The sequence below is a fragment of the Gleimia sp. 6138-11-ORH1 genome (genome assembly GCF_024814355.1).
Taxonomy (GTDB): Bacteria; Actinomycetota; Actinomycetes; order Actinomycetales; family Actinomycetaceae; genus Gleimia.
Genome location: NZ_JANUXV010000001.1, coordinates 562977 through 587520, shown reverse-complemented (window position 1 = coordinate 587520; position 24544 = coordinate 562977). Strand labels below are relative to the sequence as shown.

Below are 24544 nucleotides of genomic sequence, written 5' to 3'. Positions count from 1 at the left end.
AACTGAAACCGGGGTTTCTTAATGTCTAAGGTAAATCGACACCGCCAGCGTCTTCCAGGCTGGGTGCAGGTGCTCGCTTCTGCCGTATTCTTAGGAACCCTATTTTTTACCTGGTGGTTTTTCACCCACTTCCTCAATGTTGAAAGCTGGATTTTTCCCACACCGGAAGCATTCATGCAACGATTCATTGTGGAAGTGCAGCGCACCCAACTTTGGGAAGCTGTAGCAGTCACTTTACTTGAAGCGATTCTTGGATCGCTCTTAGGAGCGGCAGTAGCTCTTCCCTTAGCCTACTGTATATACCGTTTTAGGTTTATTTCTGCAGCGATAGAACCATTTTTAGGGGTAACTCAAGCTATCCCAGCGATTGCTTTAGCACCGCTTTTAGTGCTCTGGTTTGGCTATGGATTAGCACCCATCGTATTCTTATGCGCAATGTTAGTCTTCTTTCCGATTTTGATAGCAACTACGATAGGCCTTCGGCGTTTAGACCAAGAAATTATCGAAGCAGCAGTTTTAGATGGTGCCGCAGGGCTGGTGCTTCTAAAAAACGTGGAAATACCATTAGCATTGCCAGCCATACTTGGAGGAGTTAGAAACGGTTTCACACTTTCAATCACGGGTGCCGTGGTAGGGGAGCTAGTTATGGGTGGAAACGGATTAGGATCGATCCTCACCGCCCAACGCAATGCAGTTGATACTGTAGGAATGTTTGTAACTATTGCGCTTCTTTGTACGCTGGCAATGATTTTTTATGGAGTGATTTACTTTTTTGAACGGCGTTCAAAACTCGTAAATTTAGATTAAAGGCAAAGAAATGAAAAGAAAACACCTCACACAGTTTCTGGTAACTCTAACAGCCGGATTACTTTTAACTGCCTGCACCAGTACCGGACGGATCGATACAGATAAGTTCGACTTTCAAGAAAATGAAACAAAACCAAAAGTTAGCGCAGACGCACAAAAAGTAGTTATCGGTCTAACTTATATTCCTAACGTGCAATTTGCGCCCTCGTATATAGCAAAAGAAAAAGGACTATTTTCTGAAAACCTCCAGGTTGAACTGCGACACCACGGCGCAGATGAGGGGCTGTTCAACTCACTGATTTCAGGCAATGAACATATCGTGATTGCTTCTGGAGATGAAATGCTCCAAGCCCGTTCCAACGGACTTGATGTGATTTCGGTAGGAAGCTACTATCAGCAATATCCCATTAAGGTAATCGTCAAAGAAGACTCGGCAATTAACTCGATTGCCGACTTAAAAGGTAAAAAAGTAGGGTTGCCCGGTGAATATGGGGCAAACTGGTTTGCTCTCCAAGCAGCACTTAAAGAAGCGAAACTCGATAAAAAAGACCTTACGATTCAAAGTATCGGCTACACACAGTTAGCTGCCTTAAAATCGGGGCAAGTAGACGCCGTAGTTGGGTTCACTAATAATGATTCAGTACAGTTTCGCTTAGCTGGCGAAAAAATTAAAGAAATTCCCTTAGCTGATAAAGAACTACCTTTAGTAAGTGCCAATATCGTCACCACCGCTGAATACGCGAAGCAAAACCCAGAGGTAATCAAGGAAGTTCTGCGTGCCCTTGGCAAAGGAATGGAAAAGAGCGTAGCAGATCCTGAATTGGCTGTTGAAGTCACTAAACTATACGACCCGAACCTGCATACTCCGCAAGCTCAAAAAGCCGCTTTAGAAACTATTAAGGCAACGAATCTGCTATTTGCTCCTCAAGGCAAAGTCAGCTTAGAACAAAACCTGAAAACGTGGGAAGAGATGTCAGAATTTCTATCCGGCTTAGGTGTTTTAGGGGCGAAGGTAAGAGTCGAAACAGCTGTGACGAATGAGTATCTTCCCTAAGCAGTTTCTGCCAGTTGAGGTAGACGGGCGGAAACTTTAAGAGAGGTTAGACTGAGATAATGAGCGAAAAATTCCAAGCTGATTTGCGCCTGGTTACTTTGCTACTGACCTTAAATTCAACCCCAATCGGCGTATCTAAAAAACAAATCTATGAGCGGATCCCGGCCTATCAGGAAATCACTGAAGCTGCCCGCGAGCGAATGTTTGAAAGAGATAAGGTGACGCTCAAAGAGTTAGGCGTTGAGCTTGAACTGGTGGAGACTAAACAAGATGAGCCTCTGTATCGGGTAAAAACCGCCGGTGGTGGTCTGCGTTTAGATACCCTACAACGTCAAGTACTGGATATGGCTGCGCGTCTGTGGAGTGAGGCGAAGGATTTGCAAAGCGATTCGCAGCTGTTCCGTTATAAGGTAAACGCCTACGCGATTACTGACCCTGCTGCCGTAAAGGCGATGATCGCGGGAGCTAGTTTAGCCAGCGCCTTATTGGCGGGGATTGCGGCCGGTCAAGTGGTGGAGTTTTCATACTTAAAACGAGCGCAAACAGAGCCGGAAATCAGGCGGGTGCTTCCAACTGGGCTGATTTTTAAAGATAATGTGCTCTACTTAGAGGGAATCGATCAAGTGCGGGAGGATTCGCGGACTTTTCGGTTAAGTCGTTTCCTGCCTAACAGCCTACGTTTTCTTTTGGGGGAAAATGCTTCAGAAAAGATGCAGGGGGTAGTTTCTGCAGATGGGCAGCCAGAGGAAATCTCTCCGGTGCTTTTGGTGGCTACTGATTATGAAGCTCAGGTGGCTTTTTGGGCTACTGAGCTGGCTGCAGCTGAGCTTGAGTCTCTTTCACTTCCGGGGATTGCCAAGTCGAGTACGCGGTGGAAGTACTATCGGGGATATCCGGCTAGTTTTTCTGTTTGGTTAGAAAGAGTATTAGCGGCGCAAACCCAGTTGCTAGTGGTGGAACCTGAGCCTTTACAAGTGGCGGTGAAGGCTTCTTTAGAAGCAGCTTTGCAGTGGGAGAGGGGTGCAGGTGGCAACTAAGTTAAGAGATCGCCTGGCAGGTATTTTTTCTTTGATTGAGTACGTGCAATTGCGTGGTAGCTGTGATTTAGAAGAGTTAGCGAAACAGTTTCAGATGGATCGGGAGAAACTGCGTGAGCTTTTGATTCAACTGGCGGTAATTGACCTACCTCATTTGAGTTTAGATGATTTACCGGTTGTTGATTTAGATCTTTTAGATGAAAATATCGTTGAGTTTTTGTCAATTCCTGATTTGCAGATTTTCAGATTCTCTAAAGCTGAAGCTCAGGTGCTTTTACTGGGATTGTCCCTTTTAGAGCCGACTTTTTCGGCGGAAAAGTTACAGGCAAGTCGTCGGTTAGCAGACCAGTTGGTCACTCACTTTGAGTTGGCAGATTTTCGGGCACATTTGGAGGTCGTTACTTCGGAGAGTTTGCTACAAATCCAGCAGACTTTAGGTGAAGCGTTACAGGACTCTAAGTGGATTTCATTTACTTATCAAAATGCGAGCGGTGAAGTTAGTGAACGAATCGTTTTTCCGCAGAACTTGGAAATCCGAAGCGGTAACTTGCTGTTAGATGGTTATTGTGAGACGGCTGCACAGACCCGGAGTTTTCGAGTTAGCCGCATGAAAGATGTGGATTTGCTAGATGCAATAAAAAGTCCGCCTTTAGTTTCTGAAAAAAGGCTTACCCGTCAGCGTTTTCCGCAGGTTGAAGTAGTTTTTAAAAGGTTACCTGAAGAATTAGAGCCAGCAGCTTTAAGAATTTATGAATCTAAACAAGGGGTTATTGCGGTATTTCGTTTGCTTGATCGGAACTGGTTACGGTCACAGCTGCTTTATTACGCAGATTTGGTGGTGGCATGTTCGGATCGGGATCTGTTGGTAGAGATTTGTGAGCGTGCTGAGCAAACACTTCAGTTGTATGACCTCTTAGAGACAAATAACCATCCGATGCATTAGACTAGATAGCGACCTGATTTTTTGAATTTATATCGTTAAGGAACTCAAATGTTACAGTTTATCAATGCGCTGAAGCCAGGGCATATTTTTGTGCTCGTAGTTGTTTTCGTACTTATTTTTGGGGCTTCTAAACTTCCAGAAATTGCAAAGAACATTGGTAAATCTGCGAAGGTTTTGAAAAAAGAGATTAAGGATCTTACGGAAGAAGAAGCTGCGACTGATGCCGTGCCGGCTCCTAAGCCTGCTGATGTAGCTGATTCTATTACCGAGGTCGCTGAGGAAACGACCGATAAGAAATAAACTCTTAGGTTTTATGGGATTTAAAGAAAACGTTGATCCAGATGGCGTAATGCCTCTGGCGGATCATTTAAGGGAAGCCCGCCAACGCTTACTCTACGCGTTAGCGGGGATTTTCCTTTTCACAATTGTGGGTTGGTTTCTCTACCCTTATGTTTTTGATTTCATGGCTCAGCCTTTAGCCGATTTAAGGAAGATGGGCAGACGGGCTGAACTTAACTTCGATACAGTATCGGCTGCTTTTGATCTAAAACTCCGGATTTCTATTTTTATTGGGTTTCTTTTATCTAGCCCCTGGTGGCTGTACCAGATTTGGGCTTATGTGGCACCGGCACTACACCGGAGTGAGAAGCGGTATGTTTTAGGTTTTTCTTTTTCCGGTGCGATTCTTTTCGCGCTGGGAGCAGCTACGGGAATTTGGATTATGCCGCATGCGGTGGAAGTTTTAACTTCTTTTGCCCCCGATTCTTCCGTGACTTTAATGCATGCAAGTATTTATTTCAGTTTTTATATGCGTTTAGTCTTGGTTTTTGGGGTTTCTTTCCTGGTGCCGTTAGCTATGGTGGCCTTGAACTTTATAAATGTGATTAGAGGGGAAGTATTTTTAAAGCATTGGCGTTGGGCAGTGGCGATTGCCTTTGTCTTTGCAGCAGTAGCTAACCCGCTGCCAGATCCGTGGACAATGACTTTCCAAGCTCTTTTCTTATGCGGGTTGTATTTCTTAGCTGTTGGGATCGGAATTTTGCATGATAAACGCAGAGATAAACGTTTGGCTGCAGAAGAAGCTGCCTTAGACGCTGCTTTAGCTGTTCCACCAGCTGGGTCTGTTACAGATGGAGAAAGTGAGTGACTCGTCGTAAACGCTCACGGCAGAAACTGGGTAAAGTAGCCGCGGAATCTGAAGAACTTAGTCCAGCAGAAAAATACCGGCAAAGCCGGCAAAGAGCAGCATATCAGAAAACAGATCGGTCTAGGTTCGCAGCAGAGTTAGATTTTTTCTTAGACTCTTTCCAAGAAGAAGCACTAGCCTCAGTTGAGGCTGGGCGCAGTGTCTTAGTAGCTGCCCCAACAGGAGCTGGGAAGACTATCGTCGGTGAGTTTGCGCTGTACCTGGCGATTAGTAAAGGACAGAGAGCCTTTTACACTACTCCGATTAAAGCGTTATCGAATCAAAAGTACCGGGAACTGTGTGAAAAGTATGGGGAAGCCTCGGTAGGGTTACTTACTGGTGACATTTCTATTAATGGGGACGCTCCTATTTTGGTGATGACCACGGAAGTGGCCCGTAATATGATTTACCAGGGGAGAGATTTATCGGCGGTACGGGCAATCGTTTTAGATGAAGTCCATTATTTGGCTGATCGTTTCCGCGGGCCGGTGTGGGAAGAAGTTATTATTCACGCTCCGGCGCATATTCAAATTGTGGCTCTTTCGGCCACTGTTTCTAATGCTGAAGAGTTCGGTGATTGGATCGATTCAGTCAGGTCTAACTGCGATATTATCGTTTCTGAGAAACGACCTGTGCCCCTTTATCAACATATGCTGGTGGGGCGAAAAATTATTGATTTATACGCGGATAAGTCTGCTAAACAGATTAATCCACAGTTGCGTTCTGAAATCTCACGGCATTTGGGGATTTCTTCTCGGAATGAAAGGCAAACTGACCGGCATTTGGCTGGTGGTAGACGCTTACGAGAGGGACGGAAACGTCCGCGGCGTTCTTCCCGCCCAGAGGTAGTGATTAGTTTAGATAGGGCGAATTTACTTCCGGCGATTTATTTTCTTTTTTCTCGCTCTGGTTGTGATGAAGCTGTAGAGCAGGTGATTCGGGCGGGGATTACTTTAACTACTGAAGCGGAACGTCGCCAGATTCAAACTGCGGTGGATACGGCGGTGGCCGCTTTAGCAGGGGAAGATTTAACTGTTTTAAGGATTAACGCTTGGCAAAGTGCTTTAGAAGCTGGGGTAGCGGCGCATCACGCGGGTCTATTACCGGTGATGAAAGAAACGGTTGAGAAGCTTTTTGCTGCAGGGTTAGTTAAGGTTGTTTTTGCAACGGAAACCCTAGCTTTAGGGATTAATATGCCGGCTCGTACGGTTGTGTTGGAAAGCCTGCGTAAATGGAATGGGGTAGCGCGAGTTCCTCTTTCAGCGGGGGAATACACTCAGCTAACTGGGAGAGCTGGCCGGCGGGGGATTGATATTGAGGGGCACGCTCTGGTGCTTTATCAAGAGGATCATGAACCTGAGTTGGTGGGTTCTTTAGCATCAAAGCGTTCTTATCCGCTGGTTTCTGCTTTCCGCCCTACTTATAATATGGTGGCTAACCTGGCGGCAGCGGGGAATCTTGCCTCAGCCCGGCAGGTAATGGATCAGTGTTTTGCACAGTTCCAAGCTGACCGCAAAGTGGTGGGTTTAGCAGTTGAAGCAAAACAGGCTGAGCAGTTGTTAGAAAAATTAGCACCTCAGGTTGAGTGCCATTTGGGTGATGCCCGCGAGTATTTTGCGGCGCGCGAAGAACTGACTTTTTTACAAAAACAGTCGGTGAAACAGCGTAAGTTGCAACTTACTTCCAAGTTGGTGCAGTTGCTTCGGGATTTGGAACCGGGGGAAGTTATCTCGGTGGCTGGTCGGCGCCGTGGGGGAGATGCGGTGGTGGTTAAGCCAGCTCACCCGGGGGCGAATAATCCGGTTGTACAGGTGGTTTTTTCTGATGGTCGGCTCCAGCAAGTTAATGCTAGTGAACTTCCGCAGGGCTTTAACGTGGTGGGGCGAATGCGTTTGCGTAAGGAGTATTTACGTAACGTGCGCCGTTTCCAAGGGGAGATTGGAGCTGAGGTTGCGCTTTTGCGTAAGCGGGGCAAACTGGGCTCAGCTAAGCGTTTAAAGTTCTCAGGTGGAGACGCTCAGCTGGCTGAAATCAATCGGTTGGAAGATTTTGTGCGAGCTCACCCGGTGCACGGGTGCTTAGATCGTGATTTGCATGCCCGTTCCGCGGTGCAGTGGATGCGGGCCAGGCGTGAGTTCCAGCGTTTAGCTAAGCAGGTTGAGACGCAGACTTCTTCGGTGGCCAAGCGGTTCGATAAGATTGTTTCGGTTTTAGAAATATTAGGTTGTTTACATAATGGTTCACTCACCGGCGCGGGGGAGACTTTGCGAGGAATTTACGGTGAGCGGGACCTGGTGGTGGCGTTGGCATTAGAAGCTGGGATTTGGGCTGGTTTAGATGAGGCGCAGTTGGCTGCGGTGGTAAGCACCTGCGTTTTTGAAGCTCGTAAGATGCACGCTCCGGTTTTGGAAGTTCCCGAGGGCGCCTTTGGAACTTTAGGACAGGCATTAGCTGATACGCAAAAAATCTTGTATGACATTAACCGCGTGGAATCACAGTGCCAGGCACCCACTTCATTACCGTTGGAAATGGGGTTGGTTTACGCCATGTACTGGTGGGTAAAGGGCGATTCATTAGCTGAAGCAGTTCATGCTGCTGATTTAGAAGCCGGTGATTGGGTTCGTTGGTGTAAGCAGACTATTGATTTATTGAGCCAGATTGCGGTTGCTTCTGCAGATGCCACTTTAGCAGGTACAGCGCGTAGGGCGGCAGATTTGGTGCGTCGTTCAGTGGTGGCTTTAGGCGAGGGAGCTTAACGGTGCGTCAGCCGTATGTGCTAACTGTCTTGGCTGGGCTGTGTATGTATGCGGGGTTTCCTCCTTTATATTTTTGGCCGGGTGTTATTTGCGCGCTGGGGTTATTGCTGCTTGCCTTTGAGAATCAGAGTGTGCGAGTTTCTTTTACCCTTGGTTGGTTATTTGGCGTGGTTTTCATGAGCGGGCATATTTGGTGGGCTTATGTAACCACTGAGAGTTTATTTCTGTGGTTTGTCTCAGTTAATATTCAAGCGCTATTTTTTGGCTTACTGGGTGTTTTTTGGTACTTATTGCGGGATTTAACCAGTGTTTTTTGGTATCGCGCGATTTCATTTGCTTTGCTTTGGCCGGCTATTGAGCAGTTGCGTGGGCATTTTCCTTTTACTGGGTTTCCGTGGGCTTATGCTGCTTATGCGTTAGTGGATTCACCGTTGCGTGCTTGGGCGCCTTTTGGCGGTGAAGTGCTTTTGTCTGGGGTAGCAGGTTTCTTAGGGGCACTTTGTTATGGGATTTTTACACATCGTTTGTCAAAGACCGTGCCCATTTTAGCTGCCGGGTTGGTAGTTTTTGCTGTGCCGTTGCTTTTACCGATTCCGCCGACTGTTTCGGCGGGATCCCTCACAGTGGGGGTGGTGCAGGGAAATGTTGAGGAGCCGGTGCGGGTAACTTATCGGACTGCGAATAAGGTTTTTAATAATCATTTGAATGAAACTGAGCGTTTGCTGGCAGAGACTAATCGCCCGATTGATGTGATTTTTTGGGGGGAAACTGCGATTGATTTAGATCCTCTAACTGATGGAGGGATTAGTTGGCGGTTACAGGATCTTTCCAGGCGAGCGCAGGCTCCGATTGTGACTGGTTATGTTTCTGGTACTGAGACGGAACGCTATAACCTCTATGGCGTGTGGACTGAAAATGGGAAGGCTGAGGGAGCATACGCTAAGCAAATGTTGGTTCCTTTTGGTGAGTATTTACCCGGTTTTTTACAATTTGGTCCTTTTTTGGAGCTTTATCGCTATGGGGTGGGTGAGTTAAGTTTTGGAAAGCAACCGGGGAAGTTGAATGTTAATTTAGGTGATTATTCGATACCTGTGGGGGTGGGGATTTGTTTTGAGTCTGGTTTCGAGGGGGTTTTCGCGAACGCGCAAGGTCCTTTAGGAAAACTTTTAGTGGTTCCCACGAATAATTCTTCTTTTGGGTGGACGGCGCAGTCTGCGCAGCAGTTACAAATGGTCCAGTTACGCGCTTTAGAGTTTCAACGTCCGGCAATTCAAGTCTCTACTAACGGTATTTCAGCCATTGTATCACACAGGGGAGAGGTGCTGCAGCAAACCCAGCTATTTACCTCAGAACATCTGATTGAAACAGTGGATTTGCGTGATAATGTAGGTGGATTCTATGGAATACATGGGTGGCCAATTAGAGAACTGGTTATGTTATTTCCACTAATGTTGCTACTTATTAAGGTTGCGCAGTTTCTTTCAAAGCGCACGTTCTATACAGTAAAGGCGCCAGCTGCCGATTCTACAGACAACTGACGCCATTTTATTGCAGAGCTTAACGCTGGTAAGCGATTCCGTTACGCAATTCGCCACTGCGAAGCGTTTCTAACTGTTCTTGCAGTAGTTCTTCTAGCTCTTCAATCGAGCGGCGTTCTACCAGCATGTCCCAGTGGGTGCGAACTGGTTTATGTACTTTTTCTTCATCTGGTTCTGCAGTACCTAAAAACTCTGCCTGGTTTCCACATTTACATTCCCAGGTTGCGGGGGCGGTTGCCTCAGCAGCCATGGTGATAGAAAAGACGTGCCCAATTTCGCACTGGTAACGTTTTTGCGTGCGGTCAGCAAAGACGATACCTTCTTCAGTTTCTAAAGATTTAGAACCAATTTGCATTCCGCGCAATGCGTGATCTGCCATGGTGAACCAACTTTCTATTTATGTAATTTGTTGCTGGATTGATTATCGCAAATAATAAGCGGGGTTTGGGAGGGGGCTAGTTATTTTTCTTGCATTAGTAGGTAAAAGTCAGTCTACAAAAATACCCTTCAATCCGATAATGTACATTATGTCAGATTTAGATATTTAAAGTTAAGGGGCAGAGACTCACCCGCAACACTTTTTGGTGACCCCTCTGCCCCTTTATACAGATCTGATTCTGTAAAAACTTTACGAGGCGGTACGCTTAGCTCGGCGTCGCTGCGCCAGCTCATCAAATAACACAACGTTACCATCAAGTTCTTCGGTGGGAAGCTCAGCCAAAGTACCTTCAATCTCGCGCCAGACTTTCCCAACTGCAATCCCGAATACTCCCTGACCGCCTTCAATCAGGTCAATCATCTCATCCCGAGAACGACATTCGTAAACTGATGCTCCATCACTCATCAAAGTAATTGTAGAAAGATCCGCTACCCCACGATTTTTCAGATGGGCCACAGCTTCACGAATCTGCTGTAAGGAAACGCCCGTATCCAATAAACGCTTAACTACCTTAAGAACCAAAATGTCCCTAAAGGAGTAAAGCCGCTGGGAGCCTGACCCATGTGCAGTACGGATTGAGGGTTCTACTAATCCGGTGCGCGCCCAGTAATCTAGCTGTCGATAGGTAATTGAAGCAGCTTGCGCGGCTACTTTACCCCGATACCCTGTATCTGGGCCAACATTATCTAAGGATCCTCCGAAAAGCACGCCCTGATAAGGCTCTGGTGCAGACTTATTACTCTGCGCTTCGGGGGCGTTAGCCATTTCTTGCTCCTACATTTATTGGATCGGTACTTTACTTATCTTTACCTTACGGTCTACTCTACTGAACTGTAAGATCTTAACTCGGCGAGTCTAACCTTAAAGTTCAAGTTGAGACTTATTCGTTATAAAACTTAAGTAAAGGAACCAAAAGTTAATCCGTACCTCAACGGTTAAGTTTATCTATCTCAATTCGAAGCAGTTCCTCATGCAATTGATTCAATACCACTCCCAGATCACGCGCCTCCGCATAGGCTTTCTCACGATCGTTAGACCGGTTCCGCCCTCGAGTATAAGAAACAACCTGGTCAATTAAGTCAGCGTGTCTTGCTGCCGCCGTTTTCACCGTACGCACATTGCGAGCCGGAATGCCAAGCTGCTGCAACTGCAGACAGATATTAACTACCCGCACACTTAATGCCGGAAAGTAACCCGCAGTATCTGGAGAAATTAAACCAATCTGAGTTAATTCTTCCACCTGGTTTTTGGTTGCCCCAGTCAGATCGCAAAGCTCTCTAACTGTCACATAATCATTCTTTGGTGCAGACACTACCCCACCAGCTGCCACTACCCGCGTACGCGGAAGAATCTCAGCCACATCAACTCCCGCATCAAGTCCCTGGAGTTTCTCGTGAATAAGTTTAAGTGGGAGGAATTTATCGCGCTGCAACGTGAGAATATAACGAATCCGCTCAATATTAGCTAAAGAGTATTTCCGGTACCCGGTTTCTGACCGGTGTGGAGACAGTAAACCCGAGTCTTCTAGAAAACGTAACTTAGAAGTTGAAAGCGCCGGAAATTCTTTTTTCACCTCAGTTAAAACATAACCAATGTTAAACTCAGGTTCTTGAGAGAAATCGTGGGGCCAGGAAGTCGTTAGAGGTTCATTAACGACTGGTTTTTTGGAAGAGGAAGTTCTATTTGCAGACATATATTAAAAGATTCGCATTAAATACTTAGGGTTTTAAATAACAGATTAAGGCTTTCACTGCCCAGCAAGTTGACTTACTGCGCAGGTGAAGGATGGTAAGTCAATCTGTACTTGCCAATCTGTACTTCGTCACCGGCTTGTAGGACGGTAACTTCAGATCGTTCCCGATTGACGTAGGTGCCATTTAAAGACCCCAGGTCTCTAACTAAGAAACCATTTTCATGCACTTTGAATTCGCAGTGTTTACGCGAAACAGTTACGTCATCTAAAAAGATATCTGCCTGTGGGCTGCGACCAGCAACGATTTGATCTTCATCTAAAAGGAACCTGGCACCTGAATTTGGGCCGCGCTGGACGATTAACAGAGCCGATCCTGCTGGCAGAGCCTCTACCGCAGCGCGATCGTGGGCAGATAGTGCCGGAGTAACAAAAGTGTCATCAGCTTCAATCCCCGTTCCCAAAGCGCCAAAAATGCTAGTTTCTGAAGGATCCGGTAAATTGGTTTCGCTCATATTGCTCTCCTCACCTCAGTATTTGAAAGATTAACCTTTAAGTAATAGTTTAAGCCTTAAAAGATATTTTAGCTACGTGGTTCTGATTCAACAATCTTCCCATATTTTAAAGTAGGAACCAAGGCTACTTCAAGAATCTGCAAAGAATCAACTCTAAGGTAAGAAACTGTCGCCCCGCGCGCCCGAAACTGCTGCCCTGCACCGCGCGCAATTTCTAAGGCCGGCTGAATCGTATCAGCATCACCAATAATGCTAAACACATAGGGACTGGAAATAGGAATTCCATTAACTAAGATGCCCCGATCACCCTTCTCAATATAGGTAGAGGCATTCACCCTAATCCCATTAAGTGAAACTCCCTCAGCCCCCGCATTGCGCAACTCCCCCAAAACCATCACGAAATTTTGGACCCGAGCCTGATTATCAGGATCAACAATAGTCATGATCAATCCCGGGCCTTCCACCGGAACCACCCCAGCGGAAATCTCTGCCAACTCCCGTTCTCTAGCAATCGCTTTTTCCGCTGCCTCTGCTTTAGAGTACTCATTCTTTAAATTAGCTAACTCAACTTCCAAACGGGCTTTTTCCTCACGCAAAGCAAGCTCATTTGCAGAAAGATCGTCAAGAATTGTCACCAATTGCGCCTCCGGTAAACCATCGAAAGGATCCGAGCGTTGCAATTTAATCTGAGTAACCATTGCCCAACCTAGAATAAAAAGCATCAGGGCAATGATTAACTGAACTGCACTAAACCTGAAAGTTAAAAAAGGCTTTAATTTCTGCAAGGTAGATTTATCAGACTGATTCATTTAGGCTCCCAAAATTGAACGACGAATCGCCGCAGTATTTGAGAAGATACGGATCCCTAACACTACGACAACCGCGGTGGTCATCGCGGAACCTACTCCCAGCTGGACACCTAAGAATACTAATAGCGCCGCCACAATCACATTCCAGCTAAAAGAGACAATAAAAACTCTCTCATTGAAGCGATCTTCTAAGTACGCCCGTCCAGCCCCAAAAAGTGCATCAATAGCAGCAACTACTGCCACCGGCAGGTAAGGTTGAATTGCCAATGGGATAACCGGATCAAACCAAATTCCCAGGAAAATCCCTAAAATGAGTCCAAAAATTGCAATCATCGATCTTCCTCTTTCACTACTTCAATTAATTGTAAGTTAGTTTTAGTAATCCGCGTGGCAGGTAACAGCAAATCATCTTGGGAAATAACCTGCAGCGTAATCCCAAAATCCTCATACAGGTCACTAAAATAAGCTCCGGTAATCCCGGTAGTAACCCCTTTAGTAAGCTCCCCACTGGAACCAATCGCAGTTATTTCATAGGGGGATGCAACCGGTTGAAAGTTCACTAAGACTGACGATCCGGCAGTACGTACCGGCGTATGGGGACCAATCCGAATTCCATTGATAGCAATTGCCTCAGCTTTAGAACGCCAAAGCTCGTTAAGCAGCAGACGAAGATCCTGATCTTGAACATCACTATCATAAAGATCAGTTTCCCCATTAGCGAGGATTATTTTAATCCCTGGCCCGCGTAATGCAACAGTGTGGGAAGCAGCCAGGAAAGCTGGGGGAACTTCTGAAGTAACTTTTTCAAGGGAAGTTAAGCTTTCAATCTCACTTTCTATTGCCTTTACCTGCCCTAAAGTAGCTTCTCCCCTGCTATGCATATTGCGCACCTGGGTTAAAAGTTGCTGATGGGTAGCCTCTTTTTCAGCTCGAGAAGCAACTAAAAATCTGATTCCCAAAGTACTTACCGCGGCAATAATTACCGCAAGTACAAAAATCAGCGTTTTCTCATAGCTACTGGTAACGCGTTCCTCTTTAGAAACATCAGAATACCCGTAATTCAAAGGATCATAAAGTAAAGCCGAAAGTAAACTCATCGAGTCTTGGGCTGTCGACCTAAAAGGATATGGCACTGAATCTTGAGAAGCGGGCAAATCACCATCTTGAGAAGCAGGCAAATCACCTGTAGCTACCGACTCTACTACGGTAGCTACAGGTTGATCGGCTACTTCTTCAGAATCTTTCATCTATTATTCTCATCGTTTAATGCTAACCAGTGTCTTTGAATCTGCACGGCTAGTTTTAGCTGATACTCATTTTCAATCATCAGTCGAGTAAGAGCGTGCGGAGCATCGACGAATGATTCTAAGAAATTGCGCGCGATATATAATAAAGCGTCGGTATTTTCTTTATTGGTGGCATCTACGGCTAATGGGTAGGCGCCGGTAACAAATCTGGTTCCCATTACGAAAGAGTGCTGCTGCCAGTAATCTAAGACAGAGCCAAAGAACTCTCCGGCAAATCCAACCACACCAGGTTTCGTTCCAGAAATTTGTAGTCCTTCTAAAATGGCAGTTAGCTGGGTATTAGTTAGTTCGCCATTAATTATCTGATCCCACGCCTCTAATCTGCTGTTCCGCTGCGGGATAGCTGCTTTAGATTTTAAGGTTGCTAAGCTTGCTTCTCCTGAAGGATCCGCCCGGTAGTATGCGTCTAACTCTTCCAATGTGATCAGACTATGGGCAGTTGCCGAAACAATCGCCTGCCACTTTAAAGTTGGTCCAATGTCAAAACTAAAATCGCGTGCACCGATCACCCGCATTAAGAAATCGGCCTGGAGCTGACTGCACCGACCCAGGTAAGCAACAAGTTTAGAAAGATTATTAACCCATTCTTGTTGTAAGGCTTTATCTTCTATTTCCAGTGCAGTGGTAATCAGATCGTCGATTAAAGCAACCCCAAAATCATCGCGTAGCGGGGCGGGCAGATAGAAACGTATCGTCTGCTGTACCTGATCAAAAATACTCTTAACAACGGCAAACTCAGTTTCTGCCCGAAGGTGTTTAGCTACTGTCATTAAATAATCTTGCGCTGAAAGTTTACAGGCTCGGACTGCTGCCCAAAGCGCTGACCAAACAACGGCTCGCGTAAGTGATGTAGGTAGCTTTGAGAGATTATTTTGGCAGTAATCTAAAGCATCGTCATCTAAATCAATAATCGCGTAGGTTAGGTCATCATCGTTAGGAAGGACAAAGGCTACCTGTGAAGCAGCTATCGGATAATCTACGTCAATAGATTCGCCCGTAAGTTCTACTTTAGTTTTTGCAAGTAGCTTTCCATCTCCATCGTAAAATCCTAGCTGCAGAGCATGAGGGCGGAGGATTTTCTTCCCGGTGGTGGCCTCGGTACAACTTTGAGTTAGCCTAAGTCCCTGATTATTTGCTAAGCGCTGTAATTTTAGGCGTGAGGGGCTGGCCGTATTTATCCAAGCCTGCTGCCAGGTTTCTAAGTCGCGGTCATTCACTCCGGCTTCGTTGGCAGCTTCAGTTAAGGCGTTTAGCAAATCCTGCATTGAGGCAGAGCCAAAGGCGTGTCGTTTAAAGTATTTTCTTGCGCCGGCAAAGAAAATTTCTTCCCCCAAATAGGCAACTAACTGTTTAAGAACTGAAGCGCCTTTGGCGTAGGTTATTCCATCAAAGTTTTGGATAGCTGCTTCTACATCTGGAATTTCGGCGGCAATTGGGTGGGTGGTGGGAAGCTGGTCCTGCAAATAAGCCCATTCTTTTCTTCCAGCTGCAAAAGCTGCCCATTCTCCTTGATACTCGGTATTAGCTGCCAGTCCAAAAGAACCTTGGTTATCGGCGAAAGATTCTTTTAACCACAGGTCGTCCCACCAAGCTGGGGTTACAAGATCTCCGAACCACATATGGCACATTTCGTGGAAGATCACGTTGGCACGTTTTTGCTTATGTGCTTCCGAGGGCGTTCCGCGACTAATGAACTGTTCGTTGAAAGTGACACACCCGGGGTTTTCCATTGCTCCGATGTTGTATTCGGGAACGTACACCTGATCGTATTTTCCCCAAGGATAAGTTAGCCCGTAATTGGCGTGGAAGAAATCAAAGCCTGCGCGGGTTTGTTTGAATACGTCAGCTACATCGAAGTAGGGAGCCAGACTTTGGCGGCAGTAAAGCCCTAATTCGATTTCTACAGCAGGGGTATCTGCTGCGCTTGCTTGCCATGTCCCATCGGTAAATTTTGCGTAAGGACCCGCTACGACAGCGACTATGTAGGAAGAAAGCGGGAGGGTGGGAAGGAAGGAAATCAGTGCTTGATTATTTTCGAGCAGTTCGCGGGTGGTTTCTTTAGTGTTGTGGACTACTACCCATTCAGCTGGTGCCGTTACGGTGAATTGCCAGCGGGCTTTCATCCCGGGTTGATCGAAGCAGGCAAAGACACGCCTTGCATCGGTTGGCTCAAAATGAGTATAAAGATAGGTTTTATTATCTTCTGCATCGAAGTAACGATGTAGTCCTTCACCTGTGGTTGAATAGCTGCAACTTGCCAGGATTTCAACTTCAATCGGTTGATTGATTGGAAGATTTTTTAACTCTACCCGACTTCCGTTATAGCTATAATCAGCAGGTTTTCCATTTACTTTTACCCCGGCGACTTCCGCGGCCACCAGATCAATGAAAGTTTCGGAAACTTGGCTGCTAAATTTTAAGGTTGTAAATGAGGGAAAGGTGAGTTGCTCTTTGTCTTCACTTTTACTTAGGTCGAGGGCAACTGAAATAGTATCGAGGGTGATGGCATTGGCACGTGCTAATGCTTCAACGCGGGTAATTGTCTGCATACAGACTATTCTAATCGATTATTTCTAAGTGTTGTTCTGCCCTAACGCAGTGCGTTCGATTTGCCTTTACCGCTTCCCCATTCTTCTGACCGCAGATGATGTGTTTTGGATGGGGCGGGAACTGCGGAAAGTACGGAATTTATCAAGTGATTTATTGATTGGGAGCGCTTCTGCGGCACTGTATGAGAGTGATGCCAAAAGTGGCATGATAAGTACTGATAGGGCGCCACCTGCCACCAGGATTGATGCGGCCCGCGGCCCCATTGCCCCGGCTTCTGAGGCAACGTGGGTAACGGCGACGATGATGGGCAGTGAGGTGGTGGCGTAGAATGCAATCGTGAGTCGATCTCTGGTTGTGTATGCAGATGCCTCTACTGTGAAGTAGGTTGAGATGAACACTGGGATGGCGCGGACAACGAGCAGTCCGAAAACTACGGCTGCTAGAAGCCAAGGTAGCTCCAGTACGGTGGTGACGTTAATTGAAGCTCCTGAGGTGATGAAAAATAGTGGAATTAAAAACCCGTAGGCCAGTCCGTCAAGTTTATGCTCTAATTCTTCCCGTCCTGTGGGCAGGACAGTGCGGATAATGAATCCGGCAGCGAACGCTCCCAGAACAACATCTAGGTCGAATGTGTAGGCTAAGAGGACAAGACCAACCATGAGGGTGACAGTTAAACGAACGGTAGTTTGTGCGGTGGTTTCAGCTTTTAGATGGATTAGTTTAACTAATCGCAAACCGGCGTCGCGTGCCTTTAATGGAACTATTGCGAGGGCCACTGACACCCCTAGGAATAGGGTGAGGATTAGGACGGTATCCCAGGCGGATCTGACTGAAAGAAGTAGTGCCATGGCAATAATTGGGCCGAGTTCACCGAAGGTGCCGTGGGCAAGTACGTCTAAGCCGACATTGCTTTTCATTAGGCCACGTTCTTTGAGAATCGGGATGAGAGTTCCCAGGGCGGTTGCTGAAAAGGCGATTGCTACGGCGACGCTTTCAATATAACCAGTTAAACCTGCGACCAGGTGGATTGATACAAGCGCAATGAGAAAGGTCGCTACCCAGCCTCCGAGGGCGGATAATCCACGCTTTCCACGCATTTCACTAACGTCGATTTCGTAGCCGGCTAATAGAAAGAGAAAAGCTAAACCAAGTTCAGTAAGTAACTTAATTGAGTCTGTTAGTTCGATCAATCCCAGTACATAGGGGCCGGCAAGCATACCGAAAACTACTAAGAGGACGGTTTCGGGAATGAAACGTTTTGGGATCATATGTGCCAAGATCGGGGCTATTACGGCAATCAAAGAGATTACGAATAATGAACCAAAATCATGCATTTAACTAAACTCTCTTAAGTATGGAATATTTCAGAAGTTTACTATAGCGAGTAATCCTGACAAAGCACTACTTATCTTAACGTTTTTCACAAAACTAGGGTGGATGCTGTTTACTAGCAGCGTGTTAATAAAACCATTACTTCGGCGTGGTTAGTGCCGGGGAACATATCGAATACTCTTGCTCGAATGGCTTTAAATGACGGTAGTTGTTCTAAGTCTTTAGCTAAGCTGAGCGGGTTACAGCTTGAATATATCAGGTGTTTGGCAGTTGAGGATTCTAACCATTCACAAAGTTCTGCTCCGATCCCTCTGCGGGGCGGATTTACTAAGATTAGTTCAGCGTTTAGGGAAGCCTGCGATTCCCAGTTGCTGGTTTGGGTGGCGTCACCGGCGATGAACTTTACGTGCGTTAGCTTTGATTTTTGAGCGGCAAGTTTCGCTGCGGTAACTGCGGGTTTTGAAATTTCTACGCCAACTACCTGCTGGCAGACCTGTCCCATAAATAAGGCAAACCCCCCTACGCCGCAAAATAGATCGAGTACCTGCGTAGGTTTTATAGCCTTTACCCAACGTTGGGCTTGGCTGTACATGGCGAGCGCAATTTGACTATTCGTTTGGAAGAAAGAGCGGGGTTGAAGCTGAATCTGCACATCTCCTAAGGGGATTTCCAGATATTTGCCGAAAAGAATGATTTCTTCTTCACCTTCGGTTAAGGCCACGTGGGTTGGCAGGATATTCACACTGACTAACTCAAGGTTTGGCTCGTCTTTACGCATCTGGTGAATGAAACGCTGCAGTTTTTTCACGTGCCGGTGAGAGCGTAGTACCCAGCGAAGCATAAATTTTCCAGCTGGAGATTCTGTGATGAGCAGGTATTTTAGTTCACCGCTTTTAGTGTCTACGTTATAGGGGCTGATTCCTAAAGTGGTTATCCACTTTTTCAATGTGATAAATAGTTTCCGCATCCGGTCACTATATAGGGGACATTCACTTAAGTCCTGTCCTTGTTTTTCACGATCTAAGATCCCCAGTAGAGGTTTGGCTGCGGTTCCGGAAACAACCATTTTTGCTTTATTTCTGAACTTCAACTGAGCCGACTGCTGGGTGGGAAGCCATGCTTCAGCGGGAATCTTGCGGAGTAGTTCACGCACGCTAGTGGTTTTTTCAGTGATTTGTGTAGCGTAGTCAACGTCTATTTGGGGGCAGGACTGGCACAGGTTGCGTTGAAAATAGCTACAGTTCGTGGTCGAAACGGCGAGTGAACTCATAAAAGGATAGTAGCAATCAGATTGGCAAATTCCCAATGAGTAAGTTAAACTGAAACAGTTGTCGAACATAATGTTACGGCATAAGGTTACGGGCTGTGGCGCAGTTTGGTAGCGCACTTGACTGGGGGTCAAGGGGTCGCAGGTTCAAATCCTGTCAGTCCGACAAAATAAACAAGTTTAGTCAGATTTTCTTAAAGTCTGGCTTTTCTTTTCGTCCAAAAAGGGATACTTAATGAACCAACGCGGTGTAGTAATTTCATTACTTTCTTCACTCACTTTCGCTATTTTCACTTTTGTTGCCGCGGCTTTAGATCCGCTTTCAGGTTTGCAGATTTGGGGTTGGCGGCTGCTTTTAACAATCCCGGGGATCCTCATTGCCATGTTGATTGTGAAGCGTTTTTATTGGTTCACTGACGAGTATCGGCGGATTAAGAATAATCCGCGTATCTTACTTGTCTATTTATTCACCGGTCCCATGCTGGGTGCCCAAATGTGGCTTTTTGGCTGGGCTCCGCAAAATGGGTACACTTTAGAAGTTTCGCTGGGGTATTTTCTGTTGCCTTTAGTGATGGTGTTAGTTGGGCGTTTTCTTTTCAATGAGCAGATGACTTTTTTGGCGTGGGTATCCACCGTGGTTGCGTCCACAGCTGTAACTTATGAGTTTATTCGTACCGGAGTTGTGGGTTGGGTTGTGGTGTTAATCGCTGTTGGGTATCCTGCCTACTTCGTGGTACGTCGGCTTACTAAGACTGATGGGGTGGGGGCGCTGACTTGGGAGTTAGTTTTTGCGCTTCCCTTTGCTGCCTACTATGCGTTTGCCGAGGGCGGTTTAATCCACGCAATTTCTTCGTTGAGAACTACTTCCCTACTGCTTTTGTTGGGGGCTCTTTCGATTGTTGGTCTAATTACCTATGTTTTGGCGGCGAAACTTTTACCGTACGTGATTTTTGGGTTACTTTCTTATATTGAACCTGTTTTAGTTACGATCGCCGCGTTAATGTTGGGTGAAAGAATCGCTCCAGAGCAATTCCCGACTTATATGGGGATCTGGCTGGCTGTTGCCATCATGGCGTTAGACGCGGTGTTCGCTGTGATTGCTAAACGACGCCACGGGATTAGCCCAGTTCGTCCTTGGAGAAGACGCCGCGCCGCTAAACGTACTGTTAAAGCCGAGCTTAACTCGATTTCTGTTTAAATCTAGCTTTATTGAATGCTATTGCCTGTTTTAACTTTGAAATGGGTGTGTTTTTAAGTCTTAAATGGAAAGCTGCCCAGTCTTTTAAATGGACTGGGCAGCTTTTCTATAGTGGGTTTATACTCCGACTTTCGCGTGCTCTTCGCAGCTAACTGTTTCGCATTCTTCACAGCAGAGGAGCCGTTTCCGGCAGGCTAAGTCTGTGCAGTTTGCCAATCTGGAAGTAGGCTTGCCGCAGGAGTCGCAGGTTGAGAGGACTTTTGCGCCTGGCGCAAAGTCCATTACTTCACGTCCATCGAAAATCGCCAGTGAGCCTTCCCAGTACCCATCGTTGCCGTAGGTTTCGCCGTAGCGAACAATCCCGCCATCCATCTGATAGATTTCGTTAAAGCCCCGCTTCTTCATCATGGCGGAGAGTAACTCACAGCGGATTCCTCCGGTGCAGTAGGTTACCACTGGCTTATCTTTAATGTCATCGTATTTACCTGATTCTATTTCCCGAATGAAATCATGGGAGGTAGTCACATCTGGAATAATCGCATTCTTAAAGCGGCCGATGCGAGCTTCCCAAGCATTACGTCCGTCGAAGAAAACTACTTCGTCACCTTTTTCTTCGAGAAGTTTATGCAGGTCAGCAGGTTTGAGGTGTACTCCCCCATTAACTACCCCATTGGCATCTACGGATACGTCATCTGGAGCTCCGAAGGAAACAATCTCATCTCTGACTTTCACTGAAAGACGAGGGAAATCCAGACTGTACCCATTTTCATCTAAGCCGGTGCCTTCACTCCATTTAAAGTCAATATCACGGAAGGCTGGATATTCACGGGTTTTGCGTCGGTAGATTTTAACTGCTTCTAAATCTCCACCTACGGTACCGTTTAGACCATGCTTTGAAACTAGGATACGCCCGCGCAATCCAAGGCTTTCACAGAGGTCACGCTGCCAGAGCCGAATGGCTTCAGGATCTGGGATTGGCGCAAATGCGTAGTAAAGTAACACTTTAGGAATAGCCATTTAGCTCTCCTCATTAAATAATCGTCTTTTTCTTATATTACGTAAAACAGTCTATCCCTTTTGGATGGCCTTTGGCGACAGCCTCCCAAGGGGATTATGGAAACGCCTATTTACGTCTCTTTTCACGGACACGTACGGAAATTTGAATCGGCGTTCCTTGGAATCCAAACTCTTCACGTAATCTACGTTCAATGTATCTTCTATAGGCGGGATCTAAGAAGCCGGTAGTGAAGATTACGAACCGAGGTGGTTTAGTGGACGCTTGGGTAGCGAAAAGAATCCGAGGTTGTTTACCTCCGCGTACCGGGTGTGGTTTCGCTGCGACTAATTCCCCTAGGAATGAGTTTAGGCGTCCGGTAGAGATACGAGTCTGCCAACCATTTAAGGCTTCATCAATCGCGCGGACAAGCCGGTTAGTGTGCCAACCGGTTTTAGCGGAGAGGTTAATTCGCGGGGCCCATTGGATCTGCTTTAGTTCCCGTTCATGTTCGGCTCGCAGCTGTGCTTGGCGGTCCTCATCAACTAAATCCCATTTATTATTAACGATTACCACCGCGCGGCCAGCGTCAATTGCCTGCTGAATCACGCGCACATCCTGTTCGGTCATTTTTTCTGAAGCATCTAAGAGAACTAACGCTAATTCAGCTTTTTCAAGCGCTGCTTGAGTCCGAATGGAAGCATAGTAGTCGGCGCCACTGGTACGGTGCATTTTCCGGCGCACACCAGCGGTATCAACAAACCACCAAGGACGTCCCTCAATCTCAATTAGCTCATCAACTGGGTCTCTGGTGGTCCCCGCAAGGTCATTTACAACTACGCGTTCAGAACCAGCTAACTTATTAAGTAGGGAGGATTTGCCAACATTTGGTCGCCCAATTAATGCGATTCGGCGGGGACCATCTTTTGGTAGTGGCTCGGCAACGGCTGACTCTAGGGGAAGTATTTCCATTGCCCGATCTAACAGGTCACCTGCTCCACGTCCATGCAGAGCGGAAACTGGGATGGGTTCACCTAAACCTAATCCCCATAGGTAGGCTGCGTCAGCTTCTTGGTTGATAGAGTCTACTTTATTCGCTACTAACAGGATTGGTTTTTTAGAACGTCTCAGCACGCGAACCAACTGTTCGTCGGTTTTAGTTGCCCCCACGGTGGCGTCTATTACGAAAATAACTGCGTCGGCCATTTCAATTGCCAGTTCAGCCTGATCAGCTACCGACTTATCTAAGCCTTTTACATCAGTTTCCCAACCGCCGGTATCTACTAAAGTGAAATCTCGTCCTGCCCAGTGAGCCGGATAGGAAACGCGGTCGCGAGTAACTCCCGGGGTATCCTGTACTACTGCCGCCCTCCGCTCCAAAATGCGATTAACTAAAGTTGATTTACCAACGTTTGGGCGCCCCACGATAGCTAGGACGGGAAGTGCAGTTTCCGGTTCGGTTTCACCCAGTTCACTGTAATCGCCTGATAGGAGAGCTTCATCTTCAGCGGTTAAATCGTATTCTGCAAGAGCATTCCGCATGGTGCGTGTCCGTGCGTCTGCTGCTTGGGCTGCGGTTTCTTTAGCAGCCAGTGTCTGGGCTACCAGCTGGTAGATAACCTCCATAGTTTCCGTTACCGTTTGGCTAGAGGTATCTACTTCCACTACCCCGCTGGCGGCGGAGGTGAAATTCACTACGGTGGAATCTTTAGCATCCCTTTCCAGCACTTGTTTTTTAGTATCGGCCAGGGCTGCTTCCGTGATTTCCCCGGTCTGTTGTGCGGCGCGGCGAGCTAACCGTGCTTCTTCGGAAGCAGTGACAAGAATCCGCAGGTCTGCGTCCGGGGCAACAATAGTGGTAATATCCCGCCCTTCGGCCACCATCCCTGAGCCTGATTTGACTGCTTTTTCAATGATTTCTCTTTGCAAACGGCGCATTGTCTCACGCACTGCCAAGTTGGTGGCTATTGCTGATACGTTCTCAGAAATTTCTTTAGAGCGGATTGCTTCTGTCACATCAGTGGCCCCCACAAAGACACGGGTATCTGTGGGATCATTGCCCATTAGAAGTGGGAATGAGTCAGCTGCTCCGGCGGCCGCATCGTGGTCATCTACTGGCAGATCGTTTTTCAAACAGTACCAGGTAAGCGCACGGTACATGGCTCCGGTATCTAAATAGCCGATTTCGAGGTCGCTTGCTAGCTGGCGGGCAAGGGTTGATTTACCAGAACCTGAAGGCCCATCAATGGCAACTGATAGACCGTGTTCAGCTACCAGTGCTTTTAACTGGGGCAGTTTTTCAACGTAACTCATGATTATCCTAATACTTGGTTTCTTACATAAGGAAGCGTTTTTGGAACGCAGTGCGTGAGCCTAGAGGCCAACTGAACGGTAAAGCTCTTGTAATACTGGGCCTTCAATCCGGCGGGTAACACCTGAATGTAAACGCCCAATCTGAACGGGGCCGAACTGGGTGCGTACCAGTTCAATCACGGGGAAACCAACCGAGTCAAGAATACGTCTTACAATGCGGTTACGTCCCTCATGTAGGGTGAGCTGTACGATACTCATTTCTCCATAGTGGTCGGTAATACGGAAGTCCTGAACCTTCACTGGACCATCTTCTAAAGTCATTCCTCGAGCCAGTTTTCGCCCTAATCCACGTGGTACATCGCCGTGCACAGTTGCCACATAGGTTTTTGGTACTTCGTAGGAAGGGTGCATTAGGCGGTGGCTGAGTTCACCATCATTAGTAAGCAGGATAAGTCCAGAGGTATCAGTGTCTAAACGACCCACGTGGAAAAGTCGCTGATTATACTGTTCAACGTACTCTGCCAGGCAGGGCCGTCCCTCAGGATCTTCCATCGTGGAAACTACCCCGCGGGGTTTATTCAAAGCGATGGTAAGCGACTTAGATTCCAACAGGATTTGGTTGTTATCAACGTGAATCGTTTGTACGCTGGGATCAACGCGAATCCCCAGTTGGCGGACTACTACCCCATCTACCTTTACTCTTCCTGAGGTGATCAGCACCTCAGCATGGCGGCGGCTGGCAATCCCAGCTTGGGAGATGACTTTCTGTAGCCGGACACCATCAACAATATGTGGATCGTTACGCATTT

Annotated in this window: 22 protein-coding genes and 1 tRNA gene; 10 read left to right on the top strand and 13 right to left on the bottom strand. The window is 46.9% G+C overall.

Annotated features, from left to right (window positions below; genetic code table 11):
• Positions 1–21: 21 nt before the first annotated feature.
• From NXS08_RS02480 to lnt, 8 genes are read left to right on the top strand one after another with little or no spacing between them, the layout of a single operon-like run.
• Positions 22–807, top strand: a complete 786-nt coding sequence (locus NXS08_RS02480) for an ABC transporter permease (protein WP_259136850.1) — start codon at positions 22–24, stop codon at positions 805–807.
• A gap of 10 nt (positions 808–817) precedes the next feature.
• A complete protein-coding gene (locus NXS08_RS02475; RefSeq protein ID WP_259136848.1) occupies positions 818–1861 on the top strand; it encodes an ABC transporter substrate-binding protein in 1044 nt (347 codons plus the stop codon).
• A gap of 59 nt (positions 1862–1920) precedes the next feature.
• Complete coding sequence (locus NXS08_RS02470) at positions 1921–2898, top strand: YafY family protein (RefSeq protein ID WP_259136846.1); 978 nt, start codon at positions 1921–1923, stop codon at positions 2896–2898.
• Positions 2888–3841 carry a YafY family protein gene (locus NXS08_RS02465; RefSeq protein WP_259136844.1) on the top strand — a complete coding sequence of 318 codons (954 nt, stop codon included), beginning with the start codon at positions 2888–2890 and terminating at the stop codon, positions 3839–3841. Before NXS08_RS02470 ends, NXS08_RS02465 begins: the two co-directional genes overlap by 11 nt.
• A gap of 48 nt (positions 3842–3889) precedes the next feature.
• Entirely contained in the window at positions 3890–4141 is a 252-nt protein-coding gene (locus tag NXS08_RS02460) for a twin-arginine translocase TatA/TatE family subunit (RefSeq protein WP_259136842.1), read from the top strand.
• A 13-nt stretch (positions 4142–4154) separates the two neighbouring features.
• Positions 4155–4988: a twin-arginine translocase subunit TatC gene (gene tatC / locus NXS08_RS02455; RefSeq protein WP_259136840.1), complete on the top strand. Its 834-nt coding sequence runs from the start codon at positions 4155–4157 to the stop codon at positions 4986–4988.
• Positions 4985–7783: an RNA helicase gene (locus tag NXS08_RS02450; RefSeq protein ID WP_259136838.1), complete on the top strand. Its 2799-nt coding sequence runs from the start codon at positions 4985–4987 to the stop codon at positions 7781–7783. Before tatC ends, NXS08_RS02450 begins: the two co-directional genes overlap by 4 nt.
• A 2-nt stretch (positions 7784–7785) precedes the next feature.
• Complete coding sequence (gene lnt / locus NXS08_RS02445) at positions 7786–9321, top strand: apolipoprotein N-acyltransferase (protein WP_259136836.1); 1536 nt, start codon at positions 7786–7788, stop codon at positions 9319–9321.
• A gap of 19 nt (positions 9322–9340) precedes the next feature.
• On the opposite strand, the gene NXS08_RS02440 is transcribed toward lnt, so the two are convergent.
• The 10 genes from NXS08_RS02440 to NXS08_RS02395 all read right to left on the bottom strand — a co-directional run bounded on the left by NXS08_RS02440 (position 9341) and on the right by NXS08_RS02395 (position 19233).
• Entirely contained in the window at positions 9341–9700 is a 360-nt protein-coding gene (locus NXS08_RS02440; RefSeq protein WP_259136833.1) for an RNA polymerase-binding protein RbpA, read from the bottom strand.
• Positions 9701–9949: 249 nt separating this feature from the next.
• Positions 9950–10525, bottom strand: a complete 576-nt coding sequence (locus NXS08_RS02435; protein ID WP_259136830.1) for a MerR family transcriptional regulator — start codon at positions 10523–10525, stop codon at positions 9950–9952.
• Between the two features lie 163 nt (positions 10526–10688).
• Complete coding sequence (locus tag NXS08_RS02430) at positions 10689–11453, bottom strand: MerR family transcriptional regulator (RefSeq protein WP_259136828.1); 765 nt, start codon at positions 11451–11453, stop codon at positions 10689–10691.
• A gap of 74 nt (positions 11454–11527) precedes the next feature.
• Positions 11528–11965, bottom strand: coding sequence for an FHA domain-containing protein (locus NXS08_RS02425; protein ID WP_259136826.1), 438 nt, complete (start codon positions 11963–11965; stop codon positions 11528–11530).
• Positions 11966–12033: 68 nt separating this feature from the next.
• Entirely contained in the window at positions 12034–12774 is a 741-nt protein-coding gene (locus NXS08_RS02420) for a DUF881 domain-containing protein (protein WP_259136824.1), read from the bottom strand.
• The gene (locus NXS08_RS02415; RefSeq protein ID WP_259136822.1) at positions 12775–13107 is read right to left on the bottom strand and encodes a small basic family protein; all 333 of its coding nucleotides are present in this window, start codon (positions 13105–13107) and stop codon (positions 12775–12777) included. It lies immediately after the preceding gene.
• On the bottom strand, positions 13104–14021 hold the full coding sequence (locus tag NXS08_RS02410; protein ID WP_259136819.1) for a DUF881 domain-containing protein: 918 nt from the start codon (positions 14019–14021) through the stop codon (positions 13104–13106). The genes NXS08_RS02415 and NXS08_RS02410 overlap by 4 nt, the downstream gene beginning before the upstream one ends.
• The gene (gene pepN / locus NXS08_RS02405) at positions 14018–16630 is read right to left on the bottom strand and encodes an aminopeptidase N (protein ID WP_259136814.1); all 2613 of its coding nucleotides are present in this window, start codon (positions 16628–16630) and stop codon (positions 14018–14020) included. Before pepN ends, NXS08_RS02410 begins: the two co-directional genes overlap by 4 nt.
• A gap of 66 nt (positions 16631–16696) precedes the next feature.
• Entirely contained in the window at positions 16697–17965 is a 1269-nt protein-coding gene (locus NXS08_RS02400) for a cation:proton antiporter (RefSeq protein WP_259136811.1), read from the bottom strand.
• A gap of 113 nt (positions 17966–18078) precedes the next feature.
• On the bottom strand, positions 18079–19233 hold the full coding sequence (locus NXS08_RS02395) for a methyltransferase domain-containing protein (protein ID WP_259136808.1): 1155 nt from the start codon (positions 19231–19233) through the stop codon (positions 18079–18081).
• A gap of 89 nt (positions 19234–19322) precedes the next feature.
• Between NXS08_RS02395 and NXS08_RS02390 the strand changes: the two genes are divergently transcribed.
• Positions 19323–19396: transfer RNA gene (locus NXS08_RS02390), tRNA-Pro, on the top strand.
• 69 nt (positions 19397–19465) lie between these two features.
• Positions 19466–20428: an EamA family transporter RarD gene (gene rarD, locus NXS08_RS02385; RefSeq protein ID WP_259136806.1), complete on the top strand. Its 963-nt coding sequence runs from the start codon at positions 19466–19468 to the stop codon at positions 20426–20428.
• Between the two features lie 117 nt (positions 20429–20545).
• Here rarD and NXS08_RS02380 read toward each other — a convergent pair whose 3' ends face one another.
• From NXS08_RS02380 to NXS08_RS02370, 3 genes are all read right to left on the bottom strand, one after another.
• Positions 20546–21445 carry a rhodanese-related sulfurtransferase gene (locus tag NXS08_RS02380; RefSeq protein ID WP_259136804.1) on the bottom strand — a complete coding sequence of 300 codons (900 nt, stop codon included), beginning with the start codon at positions 21443–21445 and terminating at the stop codon, positions 20546–20548.
• 106 nt (positions 21446–21551) lie between these two features.
• A complete protein-coding gene (der, locus tag NXS08_RS02375; RefSeq protein ID WP_259136802.1) occupies positions 21552–23735 on the bottom strand; it encodes a bifunctional cytidylate kinase/GTPase Der in 2184 nt (727 codons plus the stop codon).
• Between the two features lie 60 nt (positions 23736–23795).
• Complete coding sequence (locus NXS08_RS02370; protein WP_259136800.1) at positions 23796–24542, bottom strand: pseudouridine synthase; 747 nt, start codon at positions 24540–24542, stop codon at positions 23796–23798.
• Positions 24543–24544: the final 2 nt, after the last annotated feature.